Raw genomic sequence first — 16,952 nt, 5'->3', positions numbered from 1 at the left:
GAATATGAGTGGTAACTCCGGTTATCAGAGATCTACTTTTTGTGCCTGACGCTGAATCGCGTCAGGGCGTTAGAGGCTGAACATGGCAGAAGCATCGAATTTCCTGGGCAACATCAAGGTTTCCCGAAAGTTGGGGGCCGGGTTTGGCGTTCTTTTGCTGGCGGTGGGGGCGGTGGCCTTCATTGGCTATAGCAGCAGCAATGTGCTGGTGGATCGCCTGGACACCACGCGTCTGATCGGCACTCTCAACGATGCGTCGCAGGACATGCGGTTGTCGGAGAAGCAGTACGAAGCGGCGGCGGATGTCGCTTATGCCGAGGCTTATCAGTCGCAGCTGACGGTGTTGCAGGGCCTGATCGCCAAGGCGTTGCAGACCCTGACGCGGGCGGAAAACCAGCAAGCCTTGAAGCGTTTGCAGGACACCACGCTGGCTTACGATCAGCAGGTCAAGCGTTTGGTCGAGGCGGACAAGGCGACCAGCGATGCGCTGAAACCGTTGGGGGCGATGTCGGACAAGTACGCCGAGACCTTCAACAGCATGTTCGAGAGCACCACGGCCAGCGCGTTGGCGTCTGCTGATAGCGCGCGGGTGGCGGATTTGCGCACGGTGGCGGATCTGCGCAATGGCATGACGATGTTTCGTCTGATGTTGCGGCGTTATATCGCGGTGCCGAGCGAGGCTAACAAGAAGGTGCTGCTGGACACCACCGATGCGTTTCTGGCCGACATGAGCAAGGCGCGCAGCGGTTTGCCGGCGGCCCTGTCGAGTCAGCTTGAAGAGGCGCAGGCCGGCATGCGCCGTTATCGTGAGGTGCTGGTGCAGGTCGCCGCGCTGTTCGAGCAGAAGCAGAGCCTGCGCCAGCAGGTGGATCAGCAGAGCCAGGCGATGGACAGCATCATGACCGGGCTGATGGACACTCAGCAGCGTCTTGCGCGGGACGATCAACAGCGTGCGTTTATCCAGATTGCAGTGCTGACGGTGCTGGCGCTGGTGGTCGGTCTGTTGGCTGCGGTGCTGATCTCGCGGCAGATCACCGGGCCGCTGGCGCTGACGGTGGAGCTGGCGCGGCGGATTGCCAAGGGCGATCTGACGGTGCAAGCCAAATCCAGCCGCAAGGATGAGTTGGGCGATCTGCAAAACGCGATGCAGGACATGGCGCAAAGCCTGAATACGCTGGTGCAGGGGATCGGTAACGGTGTCACGCATATTTCGACATCGGCGGAGAAGCTCTCGGCGATGAGCGAGCAGACCAGCGCCGGTGTGCGTCAGCAGAAAGTCGAGGTGGATCAGGTCGCCACGGCGATGCACGAAATGGCCTCGACCGTGCAGGAGGTGGCGCGCAACACCACCGACGCATCAGCCGCCGCGACCCTGGCCGATCAGCAGGCACGCCACGGCAGTGCGGTGGTCAAGCAGGCGACCGTGCAGATCAGCGAACTGTCGGTGGCGATCGAAGACTTGGGCGCGGCGATGAACGTGCTGTCCCAGGACAGTGAGCAGATCGGCAAGGTCATCGATGTGATCAAGGCAGTCGCCGAGCAGACCAACTTGCTGGCGCTGAATGCGGCGATTGAAGCGGCGCGGGCGGGGGAGCAGGGGCGTGGTTTTGCCGTAGTCGCCGATGAAGTGCGCTCGCTGGCGCAGCGCACCCAGGATTCGACCAAGGAAATCGAAGCGCTGATTGTCACTTTGCAACAGGGCACTCAAGCGGCTTCGACACTGATGACATCCAGCCGTGAGCGTACGCTGGACACGGTGGTGCTGGCGCAGAAGGCCGAGCAGGCGATTACCGAGATCAACCATTCGATCGGCACGATCCAGCAAATGAGCCTGCAGATTTCCGCCGCCGCCGAGCAGCAAAGTGCGGTGGCCGATGAGATCAATCGCAGCATCGTCAGTGTGCGCGATGTGGCCGATCAGTCGGCCGTCGCCAGCGAAGAAAGCGCTGCCGCAACCATTGAACTGGCGTCGCTCGGGCAGGACCTGCAACGCATGACGGCGCATTTCCGCACCTGATGGCATTTCGCAATGAACTTGGCCGGAATTGACCGGTCAGCCTGTATAAGCGGGGGCCGCCAAGCGGCGCCACCCGGTCCGTGCAGTGATTTTTTTCTGGGCCATGGATGGTTGCAACCCGCTCTCAGGGGGCGTCATGACCAATACACCAATTTTCCCCCAGCCCAGCGGGGGGTGCCAAGGATGCCGGCAAAAAGGCGAGGCCGATATGGCGTTCTCCTTCGCGTTCCAGCCGATTGTCGATGTGCGTGATCAATCGACCTTCGCCCACGAGGCGTTGGTCCGGGGCGTGCAGGGCGAGGGTGCGCTGTCGGTGCTGGAGCAGGTTGATGACCAGAACCGCTATCGCTTCGATCAACTGTGCCGCGTGCGTGCGATCTCCACGGCTGCGCAGTTGGGGCTCACCGGGTTTCTCTCGATCAATTTCCTGCCCAACGCGGTGTATCGACCGGACATGTGCATTCGCAGCACGCTGGAGGCGGCCCGCGCACATGCGTTCCCGCTTGATCGGCTGATCTTCGAAGCGGTCGAAGGCGAGCACGTCGAAAGCAACAAGCACTTGATGAACATCTTGCGCGAGTACCGCGAGTTCGGGTTCAAGACCGCCATTGATGACTTCGGTGCGGGGTATTCCGGGCTGAATCTGCTGGCGGACTTTCAGCCGGACCTGATCAAACTGGACATGGCGCTGATTCGCGATATCCATCGCGACCGCGTACGCCAGGCGATTGTGCGTGGCGTGGTGGGCATGTGTGCCGAGTTGGGCGTCGAGGTGATTGCCGAGGGCATCGAGCACCCCGAGGAGCGCGATTTTCTCGCCGATTGCGGGATTTATCTGATGCAGGGTTTCTGGTTCGCCAAACCGGCGTTTGAGGCGATGGCGCAGATTCCGCTGGAGGCGTGGCAACGGATCTGACGGGGGCTGGTCTTTGAGCCTGAGCCATCACGTTGAGGTGACGGCTCAGGCGTGCAGATTCAGCCAAACTGGCTCGCCGACTCCACTGCCGATTTCGTCTGCCTTGAGCGAGTCAACTGGTAAGCAATCGCCAACCATACGAACCAACCCGGCATGACCATCAAGGCAATCCGCGTGTCAGGTCGCAATGCCAGCAGACACAGCACAAAGCCTAGAAATGCCAGGGAAAACCAGGCCATCGGTACGCCGCCGGGCATCTTGTAAGCCGACTTCGCATGCAGGTCCGGGCGTTTTTTGCGATAGGCGATGTACGACGCGAGGATGGTCGACCAGGTGAAAATCACCAGAATCGCCGACACGGTGGAGACGATGGTGAAGGCGGTCATCACTTCCGGCACGATGAACAGCACCAGCACCCCAATCAGCATCAAGAGTGTGGTGAACGCCAGACTCAGCAGCGGCACGCTGTTACCTGACAGTCGCCGGAAGATGCCCGGAGCGTTTTGCTGATTGGCCAGGCCGAACAGCATGCGGCTCGATGAAAACACGCCACTGTTGGCCGATGATGCCGCCGAAGTCAGTACCACGAAGTTGACTATACCGGCGGCCGCGGGAAACCCAGCCACGAGAAACAGTTCGACAAAGGGGCTCTTGACCGGAGACACCTGCTGCCACGAGGTCACGGCAATAATGCAGGTCAGTGCCAGCACGTAGAACAGGATGATCCGCAGCGGAATCGAGTTGATGGCCTTGGGTAAAGTCCTCTCTGGAGATCGGGTTTCAGCGGCGGCGGTGCCGATCAACTCGGTGCCGGCGAAGGAGAAAATTGCCATCTGAAATCCGGCGAAGAAGCCGAACAAGCCGTTAGGGAAGGCCGCCTGTTTATCCACCAGGTGACTCAGGGATGCGGTGACGCCACTCGGGGACACGAAGGACGTGGCAATCAGCACGGTGCTGACGCCGATCAAGGTCACGACAGCAATGATTTTTATGATCGCGAACCAGAATTCCACCTCACCGAACAGCCTGACCGTCAGCACATTCAGCGCAAACAACGTCGCCAGCATGCCGACGGCGGGTATCCACGCCGGTACCTCGGGGAACCAGTACTGGAAGAATCCACCGACCACGACGGCATCGCCGATCACCGCCACGCTCCAGCTCAACCAATACGACCAGCCGAGAAAAAATGCCGCGCGCGGGCCGAGGTAGGCGCCGGCAAAGTCGGCAAAGGTTTTGAAGTTCAGGTTGGACAGGAGCATTTCGCCCATGGCGCGCATGACGAAAAAAACGAACAGGCCGATGATCATGTAGATGAGGATGATCGACGTCCCGGAGAGGGCGATGATCTTCCCGGAGCCCATGAACAGGCCCGTACCGATGGCACCGCCCATGGCCATTAACTGGATGTGACGATTGCTGAGCGTGCGCTGCAGCGCGGGCTGTTCAAGCAGCCCGGAAGGATTCGATTTCATCGCAAAACCTCTTGATTTTATGTTTTTGAGTTTTGGCAGAAAGTAGGTGTCGAGCGTTCTTGTTAGAGAGGCAGCGGCTAATCACAGCGATGCCTGGAGAGTGAATGGCCCCCTCGCAAAATCGCTTGGGGGCGGTCCTTACTGATTAACTGGCGGTGCGCAGACGTGAGGCTGTTGCCGGTTGCGGCTCCAGCAACTGGAAGAGATTTTTGATGTTGGCCGGCGTCGGTACCAGGTGGATGCGCTGGCCGATTTGCTGTTGCTGAGCCAGGTCGTTGAGGTAGCGCAGTGACGAAAAATCTTCCAGAGCAAAGCCCACCGAATCAAAGACCGTCACCTGCGTATCGCTCTCGCGGCCGGGCACTTCGCCCTGCACAATCCGGAAAAACTCGACCACTGGAGAGTCGGCCTCCAATTGCTGAATGTCGCCTTCAATGCGTGTTTGCGGCTCGAATTCGACGATGACCCGGGCGTTGCGCAGGATGTCGGCGTGCAGTTCGGTTTTACCCGGGCAGTCGCCGCCGACCGCATTGATATGCATGCCGGGTTCGATCATTTCGGGCGTGAGAATCGTTGCGTAGGCTTTGTCGGCGGTGACTGTGGTGACGATATGCGCACCCTTGACCGCGTCCTTTACCGAGTCGGCCAGAATCACTTCGATCTGCGGAAACGCCGCCAGGTTGTGCTTCAACTTGAGCGAAGCGTCGCGATCAATATCGAAGATGCGGATTTCGCTGATGCCCAACATTTCATGAAAGGCGAGCGCCTGAAACTCACTCTGCGCACCGTTACCGATGATCGCCATCGAGGTCGCACCCGGGCGAGCCAGCGACTGCGCAACCAGTGCCGAGGTGGCAGCGGTGCGCACGGCGGTGGTCAATGTCAGTTCGCTGAGCAGGGTCGGATAGCCACTCTGCACATCGGCCAGCAGCCCGAAAGCCATGACGGTCAGCAAGTTGCGCTGACCATTGTCCGGATGGCCGTTGACGTATTTGAACGAGTACTGCTGGCCATCGTCGGTGGGCATCAGCTCGATCACGCCGTCTGCCGAGTGGTTGGCCGTGCGCGGCGATTTATCAAATTGTGCCCAGCGTGCGTAGTCCGCTTCGATGTAGCTCGCCATGTCGCGGATGGCCCGGCGGATGCCGACCTGGGTGAACAGGCGTGCAGCATCATCGACATCAATAAAAAGCGTCATGTTGTTGTTCTCCGATTCAGTCATTCAAAGGCCGCAGAGCGGGGATGGTTCAGCTGCGTTTACTCTCGAAACCATGCAGCACGTTCACCGCATTGATGCCGATTTCATCGACCATGTAGCCGCCCTCCATCACGAACAGGGTGGGGCAGCCGACACTGGCGATCAGCGTTCCGATGCCGATGAAGTCCTCGCTTTCCAGCAGGAAGTGGCTGATGGGGTCATCCTTGAACGTGTCGACACCCAGGGAAATCACCAGTACTTCAGGTGCGAACTGCTGGAGTTTTTTGCAGGCGTGGAGCAGGGCGTTGCGGTAGCTCTCCCACGTGGTGTTTTTCGGCAGCGGGTAGTTGAGGTTGTAACCCTCGCCGACACCCGCGCCGACTTCGTGGCTGTAACCTGAAAAGTACGGGTAGGACACCGCAGGTTCACCGTGCAGCGACACGAACATGACGTCGCTGCGCTGGTAGAAAATGTTCTGGGTGCCGTTGCCGTGGTGGAAGTCGACGTCGAGCACCGCGACACGTTTGGCGCCTTGGGTGATGGCCTGCTGCGCGGCAATCGCGGCGTTATTGAGGTAGCAATAACCGCCCATGTATTCGCGCGCGGCGTGATGGCCGGGCGGGCGGCACAGGGCAAAGGCGCTGTCGTGGCCTTCATCGATCAGTTCGAGTCCGGTGAGGGCGATATCCGCGCTGGTTTTCACCGCTTGCCAGGTCGTGGCGGTGATGGGCGAACCGGCATCCATGGCATAGAAGCCGAGCTTGCCGTCGATGAACGTCGGCACTTGCTCTTTGGCCAGATCGCGTACCGGCCAGACCAGGGGCAAGGCATCGTGCGTGCGTCCGGTTGCGCACCATTCGGTCCAGGCACTTTCCAGAAAACTGACGTAGCGCTCACTGTGGGCGTTGACGTAGCACGAGCGGTCAAACGCACGCGGTTCGACGATTTGCCCCAGGCCGGCCTGTTTGACGCGGTTGTGCACGGTATCGGCCCGACTCGGTTGTTCGAATGACGGCTTGAGCACGCCGTCCTTCAATTCGGTGCCATGGTGCAAACGGTGGGAATCACTGAAAACTGTAAACATTCTGCGCATCCGTTAATGTGAGCCAGTGCAAATATTCTGTTCCGGCTGACCTGCGCTTTCTTTGCTTTGTTTTCTTGATTAAGTAGATTAATCGGGCGTTCTTACTCAGGATTGGCGTCATGCAGAAAAAATCATCCAAACGCATCAGTCTCGACGAGACCGACCTGGCGATTCTTGAGTTGTTGCAGGAAGACGCCAGTATTTCCAACGCTGAACTCAGTGAGCGGCTGTCGTTGAGCCTTACGCCTTGCTGGCGGCGGCGCAAAAGAATGGAGGAGGCCGGGGTGATCAAGGGCTATCAGGCCAACCTTGATCGGCGAATGCTCGGGCTGGACATCATGGCGTTCGTGCACATCCGTTTTTCCACCCACGCCGATCACGCGCCGGACGCCTTCGAGTCGGTGATTGCGCAACTGCCCCAGGTGCTGTCCTGTCACAAGATCACCGGCGATGCCGATTATGTGTTGCAGGTGCTGGCCGAGGATCTGGATAGCTACAGCGATTTCATCGAGCAGGTGCTCAGGCGCCAAGTCGGGATTGCGTCCATCCAGTCCAGCCTGGCGTTGCGTGAGGTCAAGACCAGTAGCCGTATTGCGATACCCAGACCGGGAAGGGATTGAGCGGGCCGGGGGAGTTTTTCCAATGGGGTGACAGAGTCTTTTGCGGCGTTGTCGGAAGACCAGCCGATTGCCGCAGCCCTGGATTCTGAACCCGCGCTGTCGATCAGCAAAATTTCATCTTGCCGGGCGCGACTTAGGCCTACGATGCTTGCACAAGATCATCCCAAGGGGAGCCGTACCATGCGCACCAATGTCGTCAAAGTGCTGTTGATCGCTGCAGCTGTCTCGGTATTGAGTGCCTGTTCGGGCTCCGGTGGGCTGACCACCACCAGTTGTTTCTCCTCGGATTGCCAATCGCCGGAGGGTCGCACAAATGCAACGACCCTAAAATTCGGCGGTAACAGTATTGGTAGCAGCTTGAACCAGTACAGCTCCGGGATGTTGCACAACGATTGATAGAAATAGAACCTGAACCTGTGGCGAGGGGATTTATCCCCGATGGGTTGCGAAGCAACCCCCGCTTTTAAAACAGCGGACTGCTGCGCAGCCCAGCGGGAGCAAGCTCCCTCGCCACAAATGTTTGTGCCTGGAAGATTACTGCGGCAGCGCCAGCCACTCACCAATGACCTTCTGATAACTGCCAGTGACTTTGCTCAGATGCAGCCACTGATCGACGTACAGTTTCCAGCTGATGTCATCGCGCGGAAGCAGATAAGCCTTTTCACCGTACTGCATGTATTGGTGCGGATTCACCGCGCACAACCCCGGTTTGAGTTTCTGCTGATACAGCGCTTCCGAGGCGTCGGTGATCATTACGTCTGCCTTGTTGTCGAGCAGTTGCTGGAAGATCGTCACGTTGTCGTGCAGCGCCAGTTGCGCCTTGGGCAGGAAGGCATGGACGAAGGCTTCGTTGGTGCCCCCCGCCGGTTCAACCAGGCGCACGTTGGGCTGGTTGATCTGTTCGATGGTCTGGTACTTGGACTGATCGGCACAACGCACCAGCGGGATCTTGCCGTCGCTGTCGAGGGTGTTGCTGAAGTAGGCTTTCTTCTGCCGCTCCAGCGTCACCGAAATGCCGCCCATGCCGATGTCGCACTTGCCGGCCTGCATGTCCGGCATCAGGGTTTTCCAGGTGGTTTGCACCCACTCGACTTTCACTCCTAGGCTGTCGGCCAGCGAGCGCGCCATGGCGATGTCGATACCTTCGAATTCGCCGTCGGGACGCTTGAAGGTGTAGGGCTTGTAGTCGCCGGTGGTGCAGACGCGCAACTGGCCTTGTTGCTGGATGGTGTCGAGGTGCGAAGGTTGCTCGGCGGCCTGAGCGCTTAAATTCAGCGCGAGCAATGAACCGAGCAAGAGCAGTTTTTTATTGATGGGCATGTCTGTCGGGCTTCAAAGGGATCGGAGCGAGAAGTTAACCACGTTCTAGGCGCTGATCCCTATGGTCAGTTCGCTGTCAGAGGCCGAGCCCTTCCTGCACCACCTGCAACAGATTGTTCTCGGTCAGCGCAATCGCATCCAGTTCTTGCCCGGTTTCCACCGTTTGCAGCCACCAATGGCTTTCGTGATGTTCATCGACGGTGCGCAACAGATAGGTGTTGCGCTCGGGCAGGGTGATCTGCACGCGGCCGGCGCCGTCTTCGGTAAACCGGGCGATGGGATCAAAGGTCAGGGTTTGTTGATTGGCTTCGATCACCAGTTGGTCGATCGCGTAATCGTGACTTTCGCCATCCGGTGAGCTTTCGCAAACGTGGGTTGGATTGCGGCGGATTTTCAGGCCCACTTCAGTGACTGGCTGCAGCCAGGCCTCGATGCGGTGGTACAGATCGTAGACCTGCGCCGGCCAGCAATCGATCTCCAGCGCGGCATCCGCATGGGTGTGCCGGGTTTGCTTGAGTTTGGCGGCGAGTTCGTCTGCTTTACTCATTTCGGATCCCTTGGTTTGATGTCTGCCTGTTAATCGTAGACCGTTCAACGGGGTGTGGCGTTGCCTTGCGTCATGCGCTTGCAACACAAGCATGGCGAAATCAGCGCTGGCCAAGTCTGGTCAGCATCAAAAACCACGGACGCAGGCGTCCCAAGGAGCGGGTACATGAAAAAGCTGTTTACAATTCTGGCGCTGATCGCGCTGACGGCCGGTAGCATCGGCCTGAGTTCGGCGCGTCAGTCGAACGCCAGCAAGGTACAAACGGAAGCGGTAGCGGGGCAGTTCGATTACTACCTGCTGACGCTGTCCTGGTCGCCAACGTTCTGCCTCACCCACAAAGATGACGTGCAATGCTCCGGCAAGGGCTACGGCTTCGTGCTGCACGGCTTGTGGCCGCAATACGCCAACGGCGGCTGGCCGGAATCCTGCCCACCGCTGACCACGTTGTCGGCCGCGGAAACCACCAAGGGCCTGACACTGTTCCCGACCAAGAAACTGCTTGACCACGAATGGTCCAAGCACGGCACCTGCAGCGGCCTGGGCGCGATGGGTTATCTGGACGAAGCGGACAAAGCAGTTGGCGCGGTGAAAATCCCGCAGGAGCTGCAACCGTTCAGCAGCTCGTATTACTTCGAAGCCCAGGAAATCGCCGACCTGTTCCGCAAGGCCAACCCGGGGATCCCGGCCAATGGCATCGCGGTGATCTGCAGCGGCCCGGAGCTTTCGGAAGTGCGGGTGTGCATGGGCAAGGATCTGCAGTTCGGCGCGTGCGGCAAGGGCGTGAAGACGCAGTGCCGGGCGGGGGATATTCGGGTGCCGCCGTCGCGTTGATGTGAGTGGTTGCACGAATGAAAAAGGCGCCTCGATCGGGCGCCTTTTTTTGCCTGGAGGTTTGAAGCAACCGGAAAATTCACGCATGCTTGCGCCCCCAAAAAGGATGACCCGCAACACTGCAAGGAGCTGTTCATGAGCGGAAAACCCGCCGCCCGCGTCACCGATCCAACCGCCTGCCCACTCCCGGGACATGGCACCAATCCGATTGCCAGTGGCTCGCCGAATGTGAATTTCGACGGATTGGCGGCTGCCCGAATGACCGATAAATCAGCGTGCGGCAGCCCGATTACTGGCGGCGTTTCCTCGACGGTGTTTATCAATGGCTTAAACGCCGCGACCCTGGACAGCACCGGTGGGCACGGCAATGTGGTCATTGGCGGGTCGGGCACGGTCATCATTGGTGACACGGTAACAGCGGCACCTTTCAGTGGATTGCTGCCGATGCCGGTGCATTTCACGGACAAATTGAAACTGGTCAATGACGTGACCGGTGAGCCCATGACCAATCATCCCTACGTGATCCAGCGCGCAGACGGGCGTCTGGAGCACGGGGTGTCTGACGCTAACGGGTTCACCCACGAAGTTAGCTCGCACCTGCCTGAAACCATCAAGCTGTTTTTGGAGGAGTGAGGCATGGCCGCTGAAACAGTAACGTGCGCGAAAGGCAACAATTACAAGCTGCACAAGGAACATGCGCTGACGGACAAGAAGGATGTCAGTGACAAGCCTGTGCCGGTGGAGAGTACCAAGGCGATTGTTGTTTTCGTCGGAGGCGCTGGGGATAAGGAACGTTATTATTTTTCGGGGCCTTATGGAAACATCCAAGAGGCACGGAAGGACTTTGATGAGCGCACGACAAGCTTGGCAAAGGAGGGTAAATATAAGTCTGAGTGGCTGGGCTATAACGAAGTCAGAGGAAAACAGGATATTCAGCGACATGTCTTGAGTCTGATCCCCTACAAGAGCTGTCCTGTCTATATCGTGGGTCATAGCCTCGGTGGGTGGAACGGTGCGCATCTGACAAAGATCATGTCGGAATGGGGTTACCGGATTCAGATGCTGATTACCCTTGATCCCGTGGGTGAAGGGGCCCTGGTCTGGTTGGGGTCGGATATTTATCGCGAACGCCCCGATCCAATTGCTGCCGACTGGATCAACATCAAAGCGATGCCAACTAAAAGAGATTCGTCAGATGGGGTCGCTGATTTTGGTGAAAAGTGGCTTATCTCCTGTGGCCCTTCATTGAACGTCAATATAGACACTAATCATGCAAATGCATTGGGGTTGTTTACTGCCCGTATCGCGGGGAGCAAATCGGCAGCCGATATGCTTTTTGACTCAATCATGAAGGATTTTCCATGATGTACAGGGTGCTCATTTGTTGCTTGCTCGCTATTTGCTCAGGTTGTGCGAAAGACCACACAAAGCCTCCCGCAAACCTGAACTTCGAATCTGTGGAAAGAGAAAAGTCGCTGCTATACATCATCCGGTATCAGTCGGACGTTGATGTGTTGGATCTTTTTGATCGCGGGGAGCGAGTTGGGATGATTTCGGGCATGCTTCATTGCGCATTGGCGGATGATCATGATTTCTCAGTAGGCAAAGCCATACAGTTCTCCGCATCCGGTTTGATACGATCGGAAAAAAATGAAAACAACAAGGGAAAGTTTTCCTACCTTACTCGCGCATTCCTCAGTGAAACTTCCAGCAACCGAAGTTCTGAGAGAAATCTTTCAGTAACAGAACTGAATCAACTCCTCGCGAACAAACAACAAGTCCCCTGCAAAGTCGTCGTCACCGCGTACGGCTATAAACCCTACTACTCAAACACCATGAACCTGCCAGTCGCGGATCTGCTGCGCGAAATCAACAAACCCCGATAGGCGTAATCGGTGCCCCACGCGATCGCCCTGCGCAGATACGCGAGGGCGATCACCCGCAAAACCACCACTGAAAATAAATCGACGTGCGGAGGTCATCCAAATCCCTTGCGCGCCGATACAGCGGGGCAGGCGTGTGTTGGCGGGGCGGGTTTGCTGTGCGCACCCCGCTGGGCTACGCTCATGAAAAGTAAGGGTTTCGGGCTGCGGCCCCTGTCGTACCTGCCCAGGACACGTTTTTGCCAATCCCCATTCACGACCCCCATCAGACTCCCGGCACGCTTAAACGCCTGCCACTGCGCAAGGCGGCAGCGCTGTTCATCGTTGCGGTGTGTCTGTGCCTGTCTGGCTTGCTCTATCTGCAACTGGAGCAGACACGGCGTCAGGACCTGGCGAACGCGCAGATCGCTTCCACCAACCTGACCCGAGCCATGGCGCAGCAGGCGGAAGACACGTTTCTGGCCGCCGACCTTGTGCTCACCAGTCTTGCCGATTGGGTTGAGGACGATGGTTATGGCGCCGCGCAGCGACCACGTCTGCAAAAAACCTTCGCGCGTCGGGTGCAGCAACTGGAGCAGTTGCACGGCATGTTCCTGTTCGATCGCGAGGGCCAGTGGGTGATCACCTCGTTCCCGGACCTGCCCCGTGGCAATGGCGTCGCCGACCGCGAGTACTTCAGGTTTCACCAGCAGAACGCTTCTACCGTGGCGCACATCGGCCCGGCGATTCGCAGCCGCGAGAATGGCGAGTGGATCATCCCGATCTCGAAACGCATCAACGACCGCGCCGGCAATTTCCAGGGCGTGCTGATGGCCGGGATCAAGATGGCGTACTTCGACCGGTTCTTCAAAAGCTTCAGCCTCGATGACAACGGCATCATGTTTCTCGGACTCAAGGACGGCACGTTGCTGGCGCGGCGACCGTTCGACGAAGGCCTGATCGGTTCGTCGCTGGCGCAAGGCAGGATCTACCAGAAGCTGCTGCCCGAAGCCCCGGCCGGCACTGCGATGATCAAGTCGGTGGTCGACGGCGTGGTGCGCTTGTACGGCTACCGCCAGTTGGCGGCTTACCCGCTGGTGGTAGCGTCCGCCTCTTCGCGCGACACGATTCTCAAGGGTTGGTATGAGCGGGCCTTTCAGTCCAGCGTGATTGTGGCGCTGGTGATTCTTGGCGTCGGCCTGTTCGGCTGGGTGTTCATTCATCAGGTGCGTGACGGCGAGCGAATCGAGAGAAACCTGCGCAAGGCACAGCGCACACTGGAGCAGATCGCGACCCACGACAGCCTGACGGGGCTGGCGAATCGGCGCCTGTTCGAGCGTTCGCTGGAGATTGAGTTTGCCCGCGGTGCCCGACAGTCGAGTCCGGTCGGCCTGATCATGCTCGATATCGATTTCTTCAAGCGCTACAACGATGCCTACGGGCACGTGGCAGGGGATCACTGCCTGACTCAGGTGGCGCAGGTGTTGAAGAATTGCTGCCAGCGCAAGGCTGATCTGGCGGTGCGTTACGGTGGCGAGGAGTTTGCGGTGTTGCTGCCGGATACCGACATCAACGGCGTGCTGGCGATTGCCGGGCAGATTCGCCGCAGCGTGATGGATAAACGCATTACTCACAGCGGTTCGCCCACCGGTTACCTGACGGTGAGTCTGGGCTGCTACTCATTTATTCCGAGCGGCAATGACAGCCTCGAAGTGTTTATCCAGCGTGCTGATGCGGCGCTGTATCAGGCAAAAAATGCCGGGCGCAATCGCGCGGCGGTGTTGTCGCTGGAGGAGGGGGTTGCCGAGTTGATGCGGTCGGATCGCTAAAGCCTCCGCGCTTGATCTGTGGCGCGGAATCAGATTCCAGCGCCACAGATTCATGCCTTCATGCCGGATCACCAGCGGTCACGCTTGTTCGTTCAGCTGCCTGTGCCACCACCGGCACCGCCGGTTCCGCCGCCGGCCGAACCAGTGCCGCCCCCCGCTCCCGATCCAGAACCCATGGTGCCACTGTTGGTGCCGGTACCCTTGCCGGCGCCATCGGTACTGTCACCGTTTTTCGGAGCGCCGGGGGTGCTGTTGGGTGGCATGTTGGTGCCGCTTGTAGCACCGGATTTGGTGCCGGAGGCATCCGCCCCGTCATTGGCGGCAAAGGCGCCGACCGAGGCGGTGGCCAGCAGCCCGGCGAGCAACAGGGAAGTCAGTTTGCGCGTTGTCATGGTACGTCTCCTAAAAAGGTTCGGTTACCTGACTTTGGTCTGACGGCCGCAGCTGTTGGTGCCGATTGGCTGACGAGCGGTTGTCGAGCCTCAGCCTCGATCCTCAGCCAGTTTCTGCTCCAGCACCTGCCGCACCTGCGGCCACTCGTCATCGATGATGCTGAAACGTATCGAGTTGCGCTTGCGCCCGTCCGGCATGATCCGCTCGTGGCGCACGATGCCTTCCTGTTGCGCTCCGAGGCGCAGAATCGCGTTGCGCGACTTCTGGTTGTTCTCGTCGGTGGTGAACTGCACTCGCACGCAGTCGAGCACCTCGAAAGCGTGACGCAACATCAGGTATTTAGCTTCAGTGTTGACGAAGGATTTCTGCCAGCGTGCCGAGATCCAGCTGCTGCCGATTTCCAGCTTGCGATTGAGCGGGTCGATCTTCCAGAACCGGGTCGAGCCGATCACTGCGCCGCTATCCTTCAACACGATCACAAACGGCATGACCGTGCCGGCATCACGGCCGTCGAGGGCTTTTTTCAGATAGCTGTCGATGGTGCTCGCCGACGGCACCACAGTGACGGTGAGGTTCCACAGTTCGCCGTCGGCGGCAGCGCGGAGCAGGGCGTCGGTGTCGCTGTACTGAAGTGGACGCAGGAGGATGCGCGGGCCTTGCAGCGTGGTGAGCATGGAGGCGAGTCTCGGCAGTTCGGGGCAGTGACGAGCGCCTATTACGCCGCAGCCGGTTGATCCGATGCAACCACCGCCGTTAGCACAGGGTCACAAATTTCACACCTTGTTCGCCGGAGCCTGGACGATGAAAAACCTGCGGATCGCCACATTCAACGTCAACGGCCTGCGCGCACGCTTGCCGAACCTGCTGCAGTGGCTCAAGCGCGAGCAACCGGACATCGCTTGTCTGCAGGAACTCAAGTCGGCCGACAGTGCATTCCCCGCCGCCGAACTGGAAGCCGCCGGCTATGGCGCAATCTGGCACGGGCAGGCGTCGTGGAACGGCGTGGCGATTCTCGCTCGCGATGCGCAGCCGCTGGAGAGTCGCCGCGGTCTGCCGGGCGATCCCGAGGACAAGCACAGCCGTTATCTGGAGGCGGCGGTGCACGGTGTGTTGGTCGGCTGTCTGTACCTGCCCAATGGCAATCCGCAGCCGGGGCCGAAGTTCGACTACAAACTGGCCTGGTTCGAACGCTTGATCCGCTACGCCAAGGATTTGCAAAGCAGCGATCATCCGGTGGTGCTGGCCGGTGATTACAACGTGGTGCCCACCGATATGGACATCTATAACACCCGGTCCTGGCTCAAGGATGCGCTGCTGCAACCCGAAAGCCGCGAGTGTTATCAACGGCTGCTTGATCAGGGCTGGACTGATTCGCTGCGCCATCTGTATCCCGACGATCGCCTCTACACCTTCTGGGATTACTTTCGCCAGCATTGGCAAACCAACTCCGGTCTGCGCATCGATCATCTGCTGCTCAACCCGGCACTCAGCCCGTATCTGCACGAGGCCGGCGTCGACGCCTGGGTGCGCAACGAACCGCACGCCAGCGACCATGCGCCGACCTGGATTCGCATCGGTTCGCGCAAGCGTCGGTAGCGCTGATTGGCGAAATCAATTGTCGGAGTCCGGGGGCGATCCCGTATACATGTCGGCCAGCGGCGCAACGATCCGCGGCCACATGCAAAAGGACTGAGCAATGAGCGAGCCACGTCTGGCGAATCCGACGTTGTACCTGCAACACCTGGGGTTCGACATCCCACCGCCCCCCACACTGACAACCCTGCGGCAGTTGCAGTTGCGCCACACCGGCGTCTTTCCCTTCGAGAACCTGTCGACGATCACTGGCGCGCCGGTGCTGATCGATCTGGCCTCGGTCGAACAAAAGGTTCTCCACGGTGGCCGGGGTGGTTACTGCTACGAACTGAACAATCTGTTTCTGGCGTTATTGCTGGAGCTGGGCTTCGACGCCCGTGGCATCTCCGGGCGTGTGGTGCTGGCGCAACCCGAAGGCACGTGGACGGCGCGTACCCACCGCTTGAGCCTGGTAATCATCGATGGCGAGCGCTACATCACCGACGTCGGCTTTGGCGGTATGGTGCCGACCGCGCCGCTGCTGCTCGATACCGAGGCTGAACAGGCGACGCCGCACGAGTCCTATCGCATCGAGAAACAGGCCGATGGTTACATGCTGCGCGCCAATGTCGCCGGCGAATGGCGCGCGATGTACCTGTTTGATCTGCAACGCCAGGAAGACATCGATTACACGCTCGGCAACTGGTACGTCTCGACCCATCCCGAGTCACCGTTTGCTCAGCGGTTGATGGTTGCGCGCACCGGCGATGGTTGGCGGCGGACCCTGAACAACGGCAGCTTCGCGATTCATCACATGGGCGCCGACAGCGAGCGGCGCGAGGTGGCGGATGTCGATGAACTGCTTGAAGTGCTGGAGCAGGAATTCGGCCTGCGCGTGCCTGACCAGCCGCATGTGCGCCAGTCGCTGGCGCGGATGCTTGTACCGGCCTGATCTCAGGGCTTGGCCTCCGGTTCCAGTACCCGGCGGATTTCCCCGACCGCCGCCGACAGCTTTTTTTCCAGACTCTTGAGGTCGGCGGCGGTGATGCCTTTCTTGAATTGCCCGGAGTGGTGCGGCTCGACGTCCTGCGTTTTGCTGCCAGCCTCCAGCAGGGTATGGCGCAGAGTGTTGTTGATCACCGTCTGATAACCGAACCCTTCGTTTTCCGCCACGCTGCGGGCGGCTTCGATGACCGCGTCATCAAGCATGATGGTGATGCGGGTCTTGCCCTTGGCGGGCGCCAAGGCACCGCGCTTGCCGTGCGAGAAATCGTATTCGTCTTTCATT

Annotated in this window: 19 protein-coding genes and 1 pseudogene; 12 read left to right on the top strand and 8 right to left on the bottom strand. The window is 59.2% G+C overall.

Features of this window, described 5'->3' with window-relative positions; all coding sequences use genetic code 11:
* Positions 1–82: 82 nt before the first annotated feature.
* The 3 genes and pseudogenes from ACOYXI_RS09580 to rimA form a co-directional block, all read left to right on the top strand.
* Positions 83–1,159: pseudogene (locus ACOYXI_RS09580) on the top strand (methyl-accepting chemotaxis protein); the annotation flags it as partial.
* Positions 1,145–2,017 carry a methyl-accepting chemotaxis protein gene (locus tag ACOYXI_RS09575; RefSeq protein WP_410477721.1) on the top strand — a complete coding sequence of 291 codons (873 nt, stop codon included), beginning with the start codon at positions 1,145–1,147 and terminating at the stop codon, positions 2,015–2,017. The pseudogene ACOYXI_RS09580 and the gene ACOYXI_RS09575, both read left to right, overlap by 15 nt.
* Positions 2,018–2,153: 136 nt before the next feature.
* Positions 2,154–2,933 (top strand): S6 modification regulatory phosphodiesterase RimA, encoded by a 780-nt coding sequence (gene rimA / locus ACOYXI_RS09570; protein ID WP_461674778.1) that lies wholly within the window; start codon positions 2,154–2,156, stop codon positions 2,931–2,933.
* A 59-nt stretch (positions 2,934–2,992) separates the two neighbouring features.
* Here the strand turns inward: rimA and ACOYXI_RS09565 are convergent, their stop codons facing one another.
* From ACOYXI_RS09565 to ACOYXI_RS09555, 3 genes are all read right to left on the bottom strand, one after another.
* On the bottom strand, positions 2,993–4,408 hold the full coding sequence (locus tag ACOYXI_RS09565; protein ID WP_027611499.1) for an amino acid permease: 1,416 nt from the start codon (positions 4,406–4,408) through the stop codon (positions 2,993–2,995).
* 145 nt (positions 4,409–4,553) lie between these two features.
* Positions 4,554–5,606 carry an ornithine cyclodeaminase gene (locus tag ACOYXI_RS09560; RefSeq protein ID WP_134786885.1) on the bottom strand — a complete coding sequence of 351 codons (1,053 nt, stop codon included), beginning with the start codon at positions 5,604–5,606 and terminating at the stop codon, positions 4,554–4,556.
* 49 nt (positions 5,607–5,655) lie between these two features.
* Positions 5,656–6,690 carry a histone deacetylase family protein gene (locus ACOYXI_RS09555; protein WP_461674777.1) on the bottom strand — a complete coding sequence of 345 codons (1,035 nt, stop codon included), beginning with the start codon at positions 6,688–6,690 and terminating at the stop codon, positions 5,656–5,658.
* A gap of 119 nt (positions 6,691–6,809) precedes the next feature.
* Here ACOYXI_RS09555 and ACOYXI_RS09550 point away from each other — a divergent pair, with 119 nt between their 5' ends.
* On the top strand, positions 6,810–7,310 hold the full coding sequence (locus ACOYXI_RS09550) for an Lrp/AsnC family transcriptional regulator (RefSeq protein WP_045122550.1): 501 nt from the start codon (positions 6,810–6,812) through the stop codon (positions 7,308–7,310).
* A gap of 180 nt (positions 7,311–7,490) precedes the next feature.
* Positions 7,491–7,706 carry a hypothetical protein gene (locus ACOYXI_RS09545; protein WP_098968434.1) on the top strand — a complete coding sequence of 72 codons (216 nt, stop codon included), beginning with the start codon at positions 7,491–7,493 and terminating at the stop codon, positions 7,704–7,706.
* A 138-nt stretch (positions 7,707–7,844) separates the two neighbouring features.
* Here ACOYXI_RS09545 and ACOYXI_RS09540 read toward each other — a convergent pair whose 3' ends face one another.
* Positions 7,845–8,630, bottom strand: a complete 786-nt coding sequence (locus tag ACOYXI_RS09540) for a transporter substrate-binding domain-containing protein (RefSeq protein WP_461674776.1) — start codon at positions 8,628–8,630, stop codon at positions 7,845–7,847.
* 76 nt (positions 8,631–8,706) lie between these two features.
* On the bottom strand, positions 8,707–9,177 hold the full coding sequence (locus ACOYXI_RS09535; RefSeq protein ID WP_098964677.1) for a hypothetical protein: 471 nt from the start codon (positions 9,175–9,177) through the stop codon (positions 8,707–8,709).
* A gap of 165 nt (positions 9,178–9,342) precedes the next feature.
* Between ACOYXI_RS09535 and ACOYXI_RS09530 the strand changes: the two genes are divergently transcribed.
* From ACOYXI_RS09530 to ACOYXI_RS09510, 5 genes are all read left to right on the top strand, one after another.
* Positions 9,343–10,008 carry a ribonuclease T2 gene (locus tag ACOYXI_RS09530; protein ID WP_027611510.1) on the top strand — a complete coding sequence of 222 codons (666 nt, stop codon included), beginning with the start codon at positions 9,343–9,345 and terminating at the stop codon, positions 10,006–10,008.
* Between the two features lie 135 nt (positions 10,009–10,143).
* Entirely contained in the window at positions 10,144–10,641 is a 498-nt protein-coding gene (locus ACOYXI_RS09525) for a PAAR domain-containing protein (protein ID WP_098964676.1), read from the top strand.
* Between the two features lie 3 nt (positions 10,642–10,644).
* The gene (locus ACOYXI_RS09520) at positions 10,645–11,373 is read left to right on the top strand and encodes an alpha/beta hydrolase (protein WP_098964675.1); all 729 of its coding nucleotides are present in this window, start codon (positions 10,645–10,647) and stop codon (positions 11,371–11,373) included.
* On the top strand, positions 11,370–11,894 hold the full coding sequence (locus ACOYXI_RS09515; protein WP_461674775.1) for a hypothetical protein: 525 nt from the start codon (positions 11,370–11,372) through the stop codon (positions 11,892–11,894). Before ACOYXI_RS09520 ends, ACOYXI_RS09515 begins: the two co-directional genes overlap by 4 nt.
* Before the next feature lie 236 nt (positions 11,895–12,130).
* The gene (locus ACOYXI_RS09510) at positions 12,131–13,699 is read left to right on the top strand and encodes a sensor domain-containing diguanylate cyclase (protein ID WP_210559002.1); all 1,569 of its coding nucleotides are present in this window, start codon (positions 12,131–12,133) and stop codon (positions 13,697–13,699) included.
* A 92-nt stretch (positions 13,700–13,791) separates the two neighbouring features.
* Here the strand turns inward: ACOYXI_RS09510 and ACOYXI_RS09505 are convergent, their stop codons facing one another.
* Together ACOYXI_RS09505 and ACOYXI_RS09500 are read right to left on the bottom strand one after the other, a co-directional pair.
* A complete protein-coding gene (locus tag ACOYXI_RS09505) occupies positions 13,792–14,091 on the bottom strand; it encodes a hypothetical protein (RefSeq protein WP_096796939.1) in 300 nt (99 codons plus the stop codon).
* A 90-nt stretch (positions 14,092–14,181) separates the two neighbouring features.
* The gene (locus ACOYXI_RS09500) at positions 14,182–14,766 is read right to left on the bottom strand and encodes a GNAT family N-acetyltransferase (RefSeq protein WP_461674774.1); all 585 of its coding nucleotides are present in this window, start codon (positions 14,764–14,766) and stop codon (positions 14,182–14,184) included.
* A gap of 127 nt (positions 14,767–14,893) precedes the next feature.
* Between ACOYXI_RS09500 and ACOYXI_RS09495 the strand changes: the two genes are divergently transcribed.
* A complete protein-coding gene (locus ACOYXI_RS09495) occupies positions 14,894–15,688 on the top strand; it encodes an exodeoxyribonuclease III (RefSeq protein ID WP_134786881.1) in 795 nt (264 codons plus the stop codon).
* Positions 15,689–15,788: 100 nt separating this feature from the next.
* On the top strand, positions 15,789–16,616 hold the full coding sequence (locus tag ACOYXI_RS09490; RefSeq protein WP_098964667.1) for an arylamine N-acetyltransferase family protein: 828 nt from the start codon (positions 15,789–15,791) through the stop codon (positions 16,614–16,616).
* 2 nt (positions 16,617–16,618) lie between these two features.
* Here ACOYXI_RS09490 and ACOYXI_RS09485 read toward each other — a convergent pair whose 3' ends face one another.
* The gene (locus tag ACOYXI_RS09485) at positions 16,619–16,951 is read right to left on the bottom strand and encodes a BrnA antitoxin family protein (protein WP_098964666.1); all 333 of its coding nucleotides are present in this window, start codon (positions 16,949–16,951) and stop codon (positions 16,619–16,621) included.
* Between the last annotated feature and the right edge of the window lies 1 nt (position 16,952).

Source organism: Pseudomonas sp. G3-19, from assembly GCF_054855875.1.
This window is presented reverse-complemented; position numbering and strand designations above follow the sequence as displayed.

What these genes read in the sequence shown, in the direction of transcription:
- ACOYXI_RS09575 (WP_410477721.1), top strand. Translation starts at nt 1,145, where the DNA reads ATGCAGGACATGGCGCAAAGCCTGAATACGCTGGTGCAGGGGATCGGT.
- rimA (WP_461674778.1), top strand. Translation starts at nt 2,154, where the DNA reads ATGACCAATACACCAATTTTCCCCCAGCCCAGCGGGGGGTGCCAAGGA.
- ACOYXI_RS09565 (WP_027611499.1), bottom strand. Translation starts at nt 4,408, where the DNA reads ATGAAATCGAATCCTTCCGGGCTGCTTGAACAGCCCGCGCTGCAGCGC.
- ACOYXI_RS09560 (WP_134786885.1), bottom strand. Translation starts at nt 5,606, where the DNA reads ATGACGCTTTTTATTGATGTCGATGATGCTGCACGCCTGTTCACCCAG.
- ACOYXI_RS09555 (WP_461674777.1), bottom strand. Translation starts at nt 6,690, where the DNA reads ATGTTTACAGTTTTCAGTGATTCCCACCGTTTGCACCATGGCACCGAA.
- ACOYXI_RS09550 (WP_045122550.1), top strand. Translation starts at nt 6,810, where the DNA reads ATGCAGAAAAAATCATCCAAACGCATCAGTCTCGACGAGACCGACCTG.
- ACOYXI_RS09545 (WP_098968434.1), top strand. Translation starts at nt 7,491, where the DNA reads ATGCGCACCAATGTCGTCAAAGTGCTGTTGATCGCTGCAGCTGTCTCG.
- ACOYXI_RS09540 (WP_461674776.1), bottom strand. Translation starts at nt 8,630, where the DNA reads ATGCCCATCAATAAAAAACTGCTCTTGCTCGGTTCATTGCTCGCGCTG.
- ACOYXI_RS09535 (WP_098964677.1), bottom strand. Translation starts at nt 9,177, where the DNA reads ATGAGTAAAGCAGACGAACTCGCCGCCAAACTCAAGCAAACCCGGCAC.
- ACOYXI_RS09530 (WP_027611510.1), top strand. Translation starts at nt 9,343, where the DNA reads ATGAAAAAGCTGTTTACAATTCTGGCGCTGATCGCGCTGACGGCCGGT.
- ACOYXI_RS09525 (WP_098964676.1), top strand. Translation starts at nt 10,144, where the DNA reads ATGAGCGGAAAACCCGCCGCCCGCGTCACCGATCCAACCGCCTGCCCA.
- ACOYXI_RS09520 (WP_098964675.1), top strand. Translation starts at nt 10,645, where the DNA reads ATGGCCGCTGAAACAGTAACGTGCGCGAAAGGCAACAATTACAAGCTG.
- ACOYXI_RS09515 (WP_461674775.1), top strand. Translation starts at nt 11,370, where the DNA reads ATGATGTACAGGGTGCTCATTTGTTGCTTGCTCGCTATTTGCTCAGGT.
- ACOYXI_RS09505 (WP_096796939.1), bottom strand. Translation starts at nt 14,091, where the DNA reads ATGACAACGCGCAAACTGACTTCCCTGTTGCTCGCCGGGCTGCTGGCC.
- ACOYXI_RS09500 (WP_461674774.1), bottom strand. Translation starts at nt 14,766, where the DNA reads ATGCTCACCACGCTGCAAGGCCCGCGCATCCTCCTGCGTCCACTTCAG.
- ACOYXI_RS09495 (WP_134786881.1), top strand. Translation starts at nt 14,894, where the DNA reads ATGAAAAACCTGCGGATCGCCACATTCAACGTCAACGGCCTGCGCGCA.
- ACOYXI_RS09490 (WP_098964667.1), top strand. Translation starts at nt 15,789, where the DNA reads ATGAGCGAGCCACGTCTGGCGAATCCGACGTTGTACCTGCAACACCTG.
- ACOYXI_RS09485 (WP_098964666.1), bottom strand. Translation starts at nt 16,951, where the DNA reads ATGAAAGACGAATACGATTTCTCGCACGGCAAGCGCGGTGCCTTGGCG.